Here is a 12,292-nt window from a genome sequence, read left to right as displayed (position 1 = left end):
CGAATAATAGATGATGAAGTCTTTGATAAGAATCTGGGAGACCTTCCTAAATTTTGTGTAAGTATTTAATCTAAACGGCAGTTACACAGAATTCGGGATGGTCTCAAAAGCAGCGACAACTTCTACTATTAAAAAAGTAGTCGTTAAACCTAAGGCAACCATTAACTTCTTACTATTTTCTTCAGTAACAACCGCATGGCTATGATCATGATGTTCTGACATAAAATATTTTCCTTATTCTATTTATGATGAGCAGAGATATTGGATAACAGCCAATATCTCTGCTGTAAATCGACTAATCTATTGGATTAAGAAACTTTTTTTTTCATTTATCCAACGATAAAGCACGGGTAACAGCACCAAAGTTAGTAATGTTGAAGAGATAATCCCGCCAATCACTACGGTTGCCAGTGGCCGTTGAACCTCAGCCCCTGTTCCGGTTGCCAGCGCCATTGGTACAAAACCCAGTGAAGCCACACAAGCTGTCATCAACACTGGTCTTAAGCGCAAAATAGCCCCTTGCCACACGGCTTTATGCACTGGATATTTGTCCCTTAATTCCTTAATAAAGGTCAGCATTACCAGTCCATTGAGGACTGCAACACCAGATAAGGCAATAAAGCCAATTCCAGCTGACATCGATAATGGAATATCCCTTAGCCAAAGGAACAGCACACCACCGGTCAAGGCAAAGGGTATCCCGGTAAAGACCAATAGACTTTCTTTGACATTGTGAAAGACCGCCATCAGTAAAATAAAGATAGTGATTAAAGCCAGTGGAATCACGATTTGCATCCGTGCTTTGGCTGAAGCCAAATTTTCAAACTGACCGCCATATTCTATCCAATAACCACTTGGCAAAGTGTATGCTTTGAGCTGTGTCTGTACATCAGAAACAAAAGACCCTAAATCACGCCCTTCAACATTCGTTGTAACCACAACTCGGCGTTTACCATTTTCTCGACTGACTTGGTTGATTCCTTCAATGGTCGAGACTTGCGCGACATCCGACAATAAAATACTGCCACCATTTGGAAGCTGAATAGGTAACTGGGAAACAGATGCGACACTACGGTCTTGCTCTCCAAGACGGATAACAAAATCAAAACGACGATCGCCTTCTAAAATCTCTCCCACGCTTTGTCCACCAATATTGGTTGCCACAAGGTCTTGAATTGAACGCACACTCAAACCATATTGTGCAGCCAAAGTTTTATTTACCTCGACATTCAGTAATGGCAAACCTGAGGTCTGCTCAACTTTCACGGCACTGCTACCCGATATTTGCTGAATGATTTTGGAGATTTTAGTCGCCTCAGTATTGAGGACATTCATATCATCACCGAAGATTTTCACACCAACATCACTACGCACACCTGAGATCAATTCATTAAATCGGAGTTCAATCGGTTGTGAAAATTCACTATTATTGCCTGGAATCGTGGCTAAATACGTCACCATACGGCCACGTAATTCATCTAAACTTTCTTTAGGATTTGGCCATTCTGAACGAGGCTTTAACATGATATAGCCATCTGAAATATTGGGTGGCATGACATCTGTTGCAACCTCGGCTGTACCCGTTCTGGCAAATACTGCCTTAATTTCAGGGAAACTCTTTAAAAGAAGTTTTTCAGTATTCTCCTGAATACGTAAAGACTCTTCTAAGCCTGTACTTGGTGAACGTAACTGTTGTATCGCAAAGTCTCCTTCACTGAGCTGTGGTGCAAATTCACTGCCGAGTTTGGTACTGATAAATCCCGTAATCACTAATAAACACAGTGCAAAAGTCAGCACAACTGCTTTGTATTGATACGAAATATCAAGAGTTTGCTGATATTTAGCTTTTAGCCATAACATCCAACGACTTTCTTTTTCTTGAATATCGCCTTTGACCCACAATGCCACAGCAGCAGGCACAAAGGTGATCGATAAAATAATGGCTGCAACAAGGGCGAGTACCACTGCCAATGCCATCGGATGGAACATTTTTGCTTCCACACCACTTAAAGCAAAAATCGGCAAATACACCACCAAAATAATAAGCTGACCAAAAATAAGAGGACGACGTGCTTGGCGGGCAGCCAGAAAAACTTCCTTAAAGCGTTCACTTTGTGTGAGAGGTCGTTTTAACAGTTGCTGTGTATGGGCTAAACGCCGGATACAGTTTTCGACAATCACCACAGCACCATCGACAATGATGCCGAAATCGAGTGCACCTAAACTCATCAGATTGGCACTGATATTTTGCTGTGCCATCCCGGTTAAGGTAAACAGCATAGAGAGTGGAATGACACAGGCAGTAATCAAGGCAGCACGGATATTCCCTAAAAACAGGAACAGAATGATGATGACCAGGATTGCTCCCTCTACCAAGTTTTTCTGAACGGTTTTAATCGCCTTCTCAACCAAGATAGTACGGTCGTACACCGTTTCAATCACTACCCCTTTAGGCAAACTATTCTGAATATCTTGAAGCTTGGCATCCACAGCTTTAGAAACAGTCTGGCTATTTCCACCCATCGCCATCATGACAACCCCTAAAACGGTTTCTTTGCCGTTATAGGTTGCCCCACCGGTTCTTAAATCATGCCCAATAGAGACTTGCGCAATATCACCAACCCGAATTGGGCTGCCATTTGGGCTACCCAGCATGGTGTTCTCAATATCAGAAAGCCCATTGAATGCACCCGGTACACGTACCGTCAGTTGCTGACCATTGTCTTCAATATAACCTGCACCTCGGTTCTCATTATTTTGCGCTAAAGCCTGTTGCAGTTGTTCTAATGAGATATTCAGTTGCTGCATCCGGTTTAAATCGGGAGAGACCACATAGGTTTTTTCAAAACCACCAATACTGTTGACCTCTGCAACTCCCTTAACACGTTGCAGTTGAGGACGCACAATCCAGTCCTGAATCTCACGCAAATCCATCGGCGTGTATGCAGTTCCATCCGGCTTTTTCGCATTCGGATCTGCCTTCAGTACCCATTGATAAATCTCACCGAGACCCGTAGAAACGGGGGACATCGTCGGTGCGATTTGTGCAGGCAACTCAGATTGCGCCTCCTGTGTCCGTTGGTTAATCTGCTGACGGGCCCAATAAATATCAGTCCCATCTTTAAAGATAATGGTGACTTGAGAGAGTCCATAACGGGATATGGAACGGGTAAGCTCCAGATCCGGAATGCCAGCCATGGCATTTTCAATGGGATAGGTAATCAGCTGTTCGACTTCAAGCGCAGTAAAACCCTTGGCTTGAGTATTAATCTGGACTTGGGTATTGGTAATATCGGGTACAGCATCAATCGGGAGTTTCTGATAGCTATACACCCCGACCGCAATCCAGGTACAGGCAAAGAGCAACACCCAAATCGCATTTTGTATGGAAAACTGAATGATTCGTTCGAATAAACCTTCTGGTTTTGGTAGATCAGAATTAATGTCCATGGCCTGCCTCGTCTTTTTCTAATTCAGATTTCAACAAGAAACTGCCTTGAGCGATATACTTCTGCCCTTCAGTCAGCCCAGAAATCACTTCAAGCCATTGTCCATCACTTGAAGCCTGCCCCAATTGCACTTTCTGTGCTTTTAAGTGGACTTGACCTTTTTGTTCTGAATCTACGATGAAAATACTGTCTTCACCTTCAATACTTTGCAGCGCAGACTTTTGAATCCGAAGGGCTGATTTTGCTGTAGCTTCCGGAATCAACACTCTCACTAACACATTAGAACGCAACTCAGTAGCTTGCGCATCGAGTTTTGCGCGCACCACCAGACGCCCTGTTTGTACATCTGCCTGAGAGGTTAAGCTTTGTACAGTAGCTTTATAGCTTTGATCTGAATCATTCACTTTAAAGTCAATTTTTTGCCCGGCTTGCAGTTGACCTGAGAATTGATTCGGCAAATTAAACTCAAGCCATAAATCTTTCAGCTGTTCAATGACAAAGAGCTGATTAGCCAGTTGCACATTTTCACCGACCACAATATCTTTTTGACTGATCACCCCAGAGATCGGTGCTTTAATCAGAAAACGCCCATTGTTATTGCCACTTGCACCTAATGCATTTAAACGTGCTTGTGAGGACTGGACAGTAATCTGCGCTTGACGGTAGGCATTTTCGGCACGCTGGTAATCCTGTTTGGCAGAAACCCCCTGTGACCAGAGTTGCTGTTCGCGCTGGTAATCTTTACGGGCCAAATCCAGATTCACCTGTGCCATACGCAGATTTGCCTGTTGGTCGATCAGTTCAGGCACGGTTAGTACAGCCAGCGTTTGTCCTTTTTGCACGCTCTGTCCTAAAGCCACATTGATCTGCTCGACATAACCACTAAAATTAGGCGATATATGCGCTTGTTGATCGGTATTCACCACCAATTTACCTGGCAGGGTTGTCAGCTTTTCAACCAATCCTGTGGATGCAACAGCAACTTTTAAACCTTGTTCAACCATTTGTTGGCTGGTCAGTTGTATTTCGCCTTCTTCAGCATGTCCTTCTTCAGAACTATCTTCATCAGAATATTCGGCATTTCCCTCATCATAACCCTGCCCCTCAGATTCAGTTTTTTTTGAACTTAACCAAATAGCCAGACTGACCAAGACCGTAATCAGAATCAAAACTACAATCATGAGAGACTGGGATATTTTTCCGTTTTGCTTGGCGTTCATTTTATCGTGCTCCCCCATTGATTAAATTTTGCGATGCTTCGACTGCCTTTTTATTCAGTTGTGTATAGGCATCCGAACGGCTAATTTCTTCATAACTTGTGCCAATACTGAGTGCCTCAGCTGCTAGGGCAGTTTGCCAAGCTTGACGTAGAGTTTGTAATTGACCCAATCGAAGATTCTGCAGTTGGGTGGTTGCTTGCTGAACGTCGGTAATGGACAGTTTCCCTGCCTGAAACCCTAGTAAAGTACGGCTCTGAACTTTGGTCGCCAAAGTAACTTGTGCTGTTGTGGCATCGAACTGGCTACGTAAACCTTTGAGCTGATGCATGCTGTTGGCAATATCGAGTATTTGTTGCTTCAGCTCACGCTGCTGCTGTTGGTTCAGCAATATTTGCTGTTGCTGGACCATCGGGATCGCATATTGCTGGCGATTGAAAATATTCAGTGGAATAGCCACGCCGATTGCTAAAGTCGTATCGTTGCTTTCATTAGGGGTTTTGCTACGTTTCATGCCTACATTTAAAGTCGGATTGGGACGTGCCTGAATTCTTAAATTTTCAATTTGATGATCCGATTGCTGAATGTTCAAGGCATAGAGTTTTTCTAGCCACCCTTCAGCAATATACCGTTGCACAGTTTGGAGACTTTGCTCTGGCCAAGGGATAGCGGTTTTATTCAATTGAAGATGTGAAGATGTTTCTCCCCCCCACAAATTAGACAGCTGACGACCGGCAGCTTGTTTATTCAGCATCGCTTGCTCATAAAGTCGTTGGATTTCTAGCGCTTCAATTTGGGCACGCTCAAAATCAACCAGGGCAATACTGCCTGCCTGATAGCGTTTCTGGGCACTGTCCAGATTGACTTTACTTGTTTTTAACTGTACTGAATAAGCAGACTGCTCAACCTCAGCAAGTGCAAATTGCGACCATGCAAATTTAACAATCAGTTGGCTTTGTGCCTTCCATAATTGCTGTTGCAATTGGATTTGTTGATTCGAGGTATTGGCAATCACCCGGTTCAGCTTACGCTGACCAAATAGATCTAGAGGTTGACTAACGCCAACATTGAATTCCTGTTCTTGACCTGAGCCAAAGCCAGACTGTTCTAAACTTATACTTGGATTCTGCCATAACCGACTTTGCTGAATATTCAATTCAGATATTTGCTGAACTTGTTGCCACGGCTTGTCTTGAGTCTGGTAACTTTGTACTTTTGCTAAAGCGGATTCAAAGCTGGTAACGTTTTCAGCATAGCTATATTGCATAGCCGCTGCACATATACAAGCAACCAAGCTATGACGCAAGAGTATAATTGATTGTGAAGACATGATTTTTCCCACTTATTTAAATAATAAAAGTGGTGGGAATGTTTTAGGCTACCCCACCATGAGCGGGGAAAATTCGGGAGGTAGGCTTTGTTGAAACAGGTCAGGAGCCTGATAGCTGTTTTTCCAATGAAATTGTGGATTCACTTTAACTTCAGAGCTTGGATGAAACACATCTACTTTTTCATTTTGTACAATCAAATGCATCATCGATGGTAGATGATCTTGATGATCTTCACCGATTTCTAAATCGCTACTGAATGTTTTTATGTTTTCTGACTGTCCATTATGATCGTGTTGACGACTATCGCTGGCACACAAGGTATTTTGGTGATGACCAAAATGATAACTCTGCTGTGATTGAGGCTGTTGTTCATGGACACAAAAGGCCGCCGCCACATTCCAAAAGCTTTGGAACATGAACAATCCAACCAAGACTGTAATCCATGTAGTAGAACGCATCATCTGAACCGTACCGGGTTTGTCGGAGACTTTTTATTTAAGTTAGGCCACCTGACCTAACGGGTTAATCTTATCATTGTACATTGCTTCAAACTCAAAAGGCAATTTTCCATGAGAGTTTCCCAAAAAAAGTGGTCGATGCCAATCCGTAACTGGACGTCTGCTCTGAATCGTTTTATGATTATGTTTGATGACCGTATCAGCAAGCATTTAATCTAAACGGCAGTTACACAGAATTCGGGATGGTCTCATAATCTACGAATTTTGAAAATTATAAAAAATAAACCCCCCTACTACTTGACGTAATAGGGGGGTTTATCGTTTAATGTTCATTAACGGTTACAGACGTTTGGCGACGCCTGTAACGACCAAATAAGCATATGCAGTGCGTTATTTGACCAGCAATTAAGCCCATTAGGGTCTATTTTAAGCCAAATCTAGGCTACTTTGCAATCAAATTACTCATATTACTACTGTAAGTTACCAATTTTACTCAGTAAAACCGCCTATTTGCTCGCTACCTTCGCCCTATCAACGCTCTTTAACTGTTCCCTAGCAATGGGTGGCAGGCCTCAGTGACGACTGCATTGCGTGGGTGACAAGCAAGCTCCCGACAGGGGTTACTAGACATATTGAGCAACGCAATGAGAGGTTATATTAGCGTATTCGTAGCGGTATATTGGGTGTTAACCCTTGCTAGCGTAGAAACGGCTATATAGCGGTTATGAGCGTGTCTAGGCGGTGCTATCAGCCGTAATCATAACAGAGTCAGCTTGATACAGTGATGACTTCCTGAGACGATGCCGATCGACCGACAGGCAGTTGTCAGGGCAATACTCTAAAGGGTTCGCAAGTTTTTACTTGTGGGCGCTTTAGGGTGAGTGTTGCCCAAAACTTCAACCTCTCTCCCTCCAAGCAGTTGTCCACAGAGTTGTCCATCAGGGTTGTCCACATAGCAAGGGCAACAGCGCGGAGCCCTTTAGGAGTAGCTCAGGCGCTGTTGCCCTTGCTGCTTATGTGGACATACGCTGTGGGCATACTCTAGTGGGCACACTGATTAAGAGGGAGAGAGAGGAAAGATTCAAAAAAAAAAGAAAAATTTGAAATTTTTACTGTTTTTCTTGCTGCTGCTTTTTATAGCTATTAATAAAAGGTCGAAGGCTATCAGGTATTTTCATGTATATCTTATAGACCTTTACTTCTTCGTTAGTTATACCAAGTTCTTTTTTGACTTTGAGTCGTAAATTTCTTACAGCTTTACGATGCCTATAGCAAATAAACGCATCTAGGAGCAATTTGTAATTGTTCAAGTCTGCTTTGATAATATCTAGTATCTCTTGAGCTGACGTGTTACTAAGCGGATCTTTATGTGCCGTTAAAAAACTCAGTTTCTTGTTGTCAACACTCGTACCCAGTAGTTCCAATATTTGAGCTGCTCGATAGGTGTTTATCTGATCGTGAAGCTTTTCGATGCTTGGTGTATGTTCTATTATTTTCTTAAATGTGTAGTAGTCTATAGGGTAATTTTTAGCATCTTCGCTATCAAAATCTAGAATATGAACACCGCTAATAAAGGCTATAAATAAATTCTTAGCTATAGATCCCTCCTTTCTTATAGCGTTCACTCGCATCATGTTTACCTTGCGTTTAGAGTACGGCACTTCACTCATAACTACTCCTTATTGCTTCTATAGAGTGCTGATCATACTTCAGTATTTGCATATATACACATTTATTTTTTTAGTATACAGCGTATGTATAGACATAGATATAAGTATATATAGACATTAATTATATTGTATATAGACATATGTCGTTATCATATATACACATATATCTTTCATTATATATAGACATATATTTTCTATCATATATACACATTTATGATATTATTTTAAGCCAGCAGTCCTAAGAGGGGGCTATTTTCGCTTCGCTACAATATCCTCTCTTAGGTGCTGACAAAGGGGCTATCGCCCCCTTGACCCCCCAACCACCCCTATACCTAGAACAGGAGCCAGTCTTATGCCACCAATTAGCGGTAAAAAAAGAACTAAAGAGATTGCGATTCGAGTCACAGAGGATGAGTTGGCCAAGCTGAAAAGACGGCAGCAGGGAACGACAATGGCAGGTTGGATGCGTGATTTGGGTTTAGGGGTAACCCCAATGAAGCCAGCTGACCCTGAGTTGGTTCGCGCACTTGGCCGTATTGGTTCTAACCTCAATCAGGTTACTAAGCACGTTAACATCGATAAGGCATTAGATGAAAACGTACTTGAGCAGATTAAAGCGATTAGGGTGTCTATCGATGCGCTGCTTAATGAGCATTTGCGAGGTGAGTCATGATTGTTAAATTCTTTAGGCGAGGGCAAGGATCAGGCGCAGGGCCGCTTAATTACTTATTGGGCGGTAAGGATACCCCTAGGGAGGGTGCAAAGGTGCTCTACGGCGATCCTAGGCTCACTGAGCAGCTGATTAATACCACACCATTCAAGCAAAAGTATAAGTCAGGGGTATTATCTTTTACGGAAGATGCGACACAATTTACTGATGAGCAGAAAAAAGACATTATGCAGCGCTTTGAAGAGACACTGTTTGTAGGGCTTGAGCCCGATCAGTACGATATATTGTGGGTTGAACATACTGATAAGGGTGGACGGCTGGAGCTAAATTTTGTGATCCCTTGCCAAGAGCTACGAAGTGGTAAGCGGCTGCAGCCATTTTATGCTGGCGCTGATCTGGTACGAGTCAATGCGTTTAAGAACATCATCAATCAAGAATATGGCCTAACAGATCCTAATGACCCAGAGCGTAAGCGGCTAATCAACCCTTATGTGAATAATGCGCCACGGCCAACTCCATATGATAGGCCGCCTAAGTCTAAAGAGAAGGAGCAGGAAAAAGAAGATAATGAGATCATCGCTAATCCTGAGAGCACTTTTGCTTTAAAAGAAGCCATTGATCGAAGAATGCGACATAGCCTAGCAGAGGGCAGTCTTAATAACCGTAGTAGTGTGCGTTATGCGCTAGAAGGTATGGGATTAACCATCAAGAGAGCAACCAAAAGCAGTATCAGCGTGGCGCATCCTAAAATGAAGCGAAATGTTAGGCTCAAGGGCACTGTTTATGAAGAGGGTTTTCAGGCGTTAGCAGAGGAGCGGCAGCAAGATTATGAGAGAGTCAGTGAGTCACGTGGCAATCGAGATTTAAGGACATGGACTAAAGGTATGGAGATCAAAAAAGCGTATCATCAAGAGTTATATGGTGACATCAAAGCGCCTGAGCCTTTAGATTTAGAGATCAAGGACGTTGTCAGCATGGAGCAATCACAGGATGCTACCCCTAGAGTAGATACACCAGCCCCGCAGCGTTCTTACAATGGGCCAAGGCCGTAATCGTTTGACTGCACTGTTCAGCAATCAAAACCAAAACCCAAGCCATCTTTTTCTTTTGGTAGGTGTGGGCGCAGCTGCGGCTTCTTTTTCAGATAGCGGCTCAGGCTCTAATGATACTTGTTGCTGGTGATCGCTATGTTCAGGGTCAGTGCCTTTAAACTCTAGCAGTCGGATCTGCGTTAAGTCATGAATACTGGCATTGGCTTTTTCTAGTGTTTTGTTGAGCTGACTTATTTGCTCTTGGTAATTCGCTATCAGCTGTTTTTGATCACGAACTTGCTGACCTAAGTGTTCATTCTTCAACTTCTCAAGCGCTAATTGGTGTTCAAGTGCTGTACTGTTCTGTACGTTTTGACTGTTCAAGGACGTACTATTGCTAGTGTTCGCGGATTGTTCAGTACGTTTTTTAGTGACAGGCTCACCAAACACTCGGATCATCTCTGAGGTATCAATTTTCTTGTCAGCGGTTCTGGAAAGCTCACCATCATTGATCTTCTGATAGATAGTGGTTCTCGATACACCCCACTGTTTTGCTGCCTTTGTCACCGATATGTTCATTGCTCACCTAGTGTTCAAGTACGTTTTTAGCCCCTGTACAGTGCAACTGTTCAGAACGTTCAGTGAGTAACTATCGCACCAACCTCACCATTTGGCAAATACTAATGCTCTATCCGTGTCTGCGGCCAACTATCAACTCAATACATTAAAAGACACCTCAAATCACCTGAGGTATTTTTGTATTCTGTATTGTAGTATGTTGTATATTGTATTATACTACATACAATATCATATAAAAACTACATATCTACTCATACAAATACAAAATTAAGGACATGACTATGGCACTCACTATTCAACAGGTTCATAGCACTGCTGATCAACTGCAAGAACAAGGTATCAAGCCTACTCTAGCCGAAGTGCGTAAGGCGCTTGGGGGTGGTTCATTTACGACCATCAGTGAAGCTATGAAGTCTTGGCGTCAGGATAACAAAGAAGAAGAGCAGCTAAGACAGGTTGAGCTGCCCAGTGGTATTACTGAGCGCTTACAGACGCTTGGTGCGGATGTGTGGCAGACGGCGGTTGATATCGCCAATGATCGCTTGGTTAAAGATCGTGAGGCCTTAGAGAGCATTAAGGCCAAGGCGCAAGCTGAGACAGACGAGGCGCAAGAGGCGGTTAAGACCTTAGAAGGTGAGCAGGCTGATTTGTTGGTGCAACTAGACGAGGTAACGGCCACTGCAGAGACAAAAGCTAAAGCGGCTGAACAGGCGACAGCTGAACGTGATAGGTTTAAGCAGACCTTGGCCGATACTCAGCACCAGTTGGAGCTTGAACGAGCTAAAACAGATGCGGCTCAGGCTCAACTTGCAGATCTGCGCAGTAGCTTTGATCAGCAAGCAAAAGAGCTTAACGTCAATATATCGAGAGTGGCCACGCTTGAGGCTAACGCTGTTAGTGATAAAGCAGAGGTTGCCCGTTTAAGTGCAGAACTTGAAGAGGTTAAAACAGAGTTAAAAACAGTCACCACTGAGCGCAACGAGATAGCAACCGCTACTGCAGAGGTTAAAGGGGAGTTAAAAGCGGTTACTATCGAGCGCGATAAGCTATCAGGACTGAATGATCAGCTGATGCAACAGCAAGCGACACTAAACACAGATCACCAGCTGCTGCTTAAGCAGTATGAAACGGTATCGACCAGTTATAGCGCTGAGCAAGAAAAGAGCAGTGCATTGACGATAGAGCTTGAGAAGATGCAAGCGGCGATAAATAAGGATTTAGATTAAGGCCTGATACGCACTACTAACAATATTTAATCACCTTAGAATAAGGTATTCAGCGCAGTCTACAGACTCATATCCCTAGTGAGGACTTGAGTCTTTGGCTATAGGCTGAATGGTAATAATGTTGCAACAAATTTATCGGAGATTTTAGAATTCTCTATTGTGAGAATTCTTAATTTTATCCATAATCGTAAGCCTATTTAAAATACTTAGGATGGAAATATGACTGCTAAAAACAGAACATCTAAAAGAAATCTTACCTCCAAAGAGCAAGTTGCTTTAGACGTGGTTAAAGGACAGACTACTAGTAATATAGAGCAAATTATTGAGGTGTTAAATGAAGATGGGATTATTATAGATAATCGTGACCCATCTTTTAATTCATCAATGGCAATGAACCATTGGAACCCTGAATGCGAAGCATATTTAAAACAGGGTGACGAAGATAGTGAAAAAAGAGAGGTTTATTATACAGGTGGCACGCTACTTGTAGGCTGGTCGGAAGAACTTAATAGTTACTGTTTATATAATTCAGAGATCTACCCGCTTGCAGAAAAAGCAGTAGAATACATGGAGAGTATAATTCCATAATGGGGCTGTAGTAGATAAGCACTATGCTAGACTACTTTTATGAAGATAACCCGTTGTAAACTAAGTAAAAAAG

At 42.8% G+C, this 12,292-nt stretch carries 10 protein-coding genes and 1 pseudogene; 4 read left to right on the top strand and 7 right to left on the bottom strand.

The genetic code is table 11. From position 1 onward, the window contains the following. Positions 1-99 precede the first annotated feature (99 nt). The 6 genes and pseudogenes from AAEY83_RS12320 to AAEY83_RS12295 all read right to left on the bottom strand — a co-directional run. Positions 100-222 (bottom strand): annotated as a pseudogene (locus AAEY83_RS12320) (cation diffusion facilitator family transporter); the annotation flags it as partial. 78 nt (positions 223-300) lie between these two features. Then, entirely contained in the window at positions 301-3,450 is a 3,150-nt protein-coding gene (locus AAEY83_RS12315; RefSeq protein WP_025644118.1) for an efflux RND transporter permease subunit, read from the bottom strand. Beyond that, positions 3,440-4,669 carry an efflux RND transporter periplasmic adaptor subunit gene (locus tag AAEY83_RS12310; protein ID WP_025644120.1) on the bottom strand — a complete coding sequence of 410 codons (1,230 nt, stop codon included), beginning with the start codon at positions 4,667-4,669 and terminating at the stop codon, positions 3,440-3,442. The genes AAEY83_RS12315 and AAEY83_RS12310 overlap by 11 nt, the downstream gene beginning before the upstream one ends. Position 4,670: 1 nt before the next feature. After that, positions 4,671-5,996, bottom strand: coding sequence for a TolC family protein (locus AAEY83_RS12305; protein WP_025644122.1), 1,326 nt, complete (start codon positions 5,994-5,996; stop codon positions 4,671-4,673). A 48-nt stretch (positions 5,997-6,044) separates the two neighbouring features. Beyond that, a complete protein-coding gene (locus tag AAEY83_RS12300) occupies positions 6,045-6,455 on the bottom strand; it encodes a cation efflux protein, CzcI-like (protein WP_198013336.1) in 411 nt (136 codons plus the stop codon). A 1,109-nt stretch (positions 6,456-7,564) separates the two neighbouring features. After that, positions 7,565-8,125, bottom strand: coding sequence for a hypothetical protein (locus tag AAEY83_RS12295; RefSeq protein WP_025644126.1), 561 nt, complete (start codon positions 8,123-8,125; stop codon positions 7,565-7,567). 352 nt (positions 8,126-8,477) lie between these two features. On the opposite strand from AAEY83_RS12295, the gene AAEY83_RS12290 reads away from it, so the two are divergent. Together AAEY83_RS12290 and AAEY83_RS12285 are read left to right on the top strand one after the other, a co-directional pair. Continuing rightward, positions 8,478-8,798, top strand: coding sequence for a plasmid mobilization protein (locus AAEY83_RS12290; protein ID WP_025644128.1), 321 nt, complete (start codon positions 8,478-8,480; stop codon positions 8,796-8,798). Then, positions 8,795-9,847, top strand: coding sequence for a relaxase family protein (locus AAEY83_RS12285; protein ID WP_025644130.1), 1,053 nt, complete (start codon positions 8,795-8,797; stop codon positions 9,845-9,847). Before AAEY83_RS12290 ends, AAEY83_RS12285 begins: the two co-directional genes overlap by 4 nt. A gap of 24 nt (positions 9,848-9,871) precedes the next feature. On the opposite strand, the gene AAEY83_RS12280 is transcribed toward AAEY83_RS12285, so the two are convergent. Continuing rightward, positions 9,872-10,405 (bottom strand): plasmid replication DNA-binding protein, encoded by a 534-nt coding sequence (locus AAEY83_RS12280; protein ID WP_025644132.1) that lies wholly within the window; start codon positions 10,403-10,405, stop codon positions 9,872-9,874. 281 nt (positions 10,406-10,686) lie between these two features. Here AAEY83_RS12280 and AAEY83_RS12275 point away from each other — a divergent pair, with 281 nt between their 5' ends. Together AAEY83_RS12275 and AAEY83_RS12270 are read left to right on the top strand one after the other, a co-directional pair. Further along, positions 10,687-11,631 (top strand): DNA-binding protein, encoded by a 945-nt coding sequence (locus tag AAEY83_RS12275; protein WP_025644134.1) that lies wholly within the window; start codon positions 10,687-10,689, stop codon positions 11,629-11,631. A 219-nt stretch (positions 11,632-11,850) separates the two neighbouring features. Next, positions 11,851-12,219 (top strand): hypothetical protein, encoded by a 369-nt coding sequence (locus AAEY83_RS12270; protein ID WP_025644136.1) that lies wholly within the window; start codon positions 11,851-11,853, stop codon positions 12,217-12,219. The last annotated feature ends 73 nt before the right edge of the window (positions 12,220-12,292 follow it).

This window comes from Psychrobacter sp. TB20-MNA-CIBAN-0197, from assembly GCF_040309765.1.
In the GTDB taxonomy this organism is placed as follows: domain Bacteria; phylum Pseudomonadota; class Gammaproteobacteria; order Pseudomonadales; family Moraxellaceae; genus Psychrobacter; species Psychrobacter submarinus.
The sequence above is the reverse complement of the archived record's forward strand: the minus strand, read 5'-3'. Positions and strand labels throughout refer to the sequence as shown.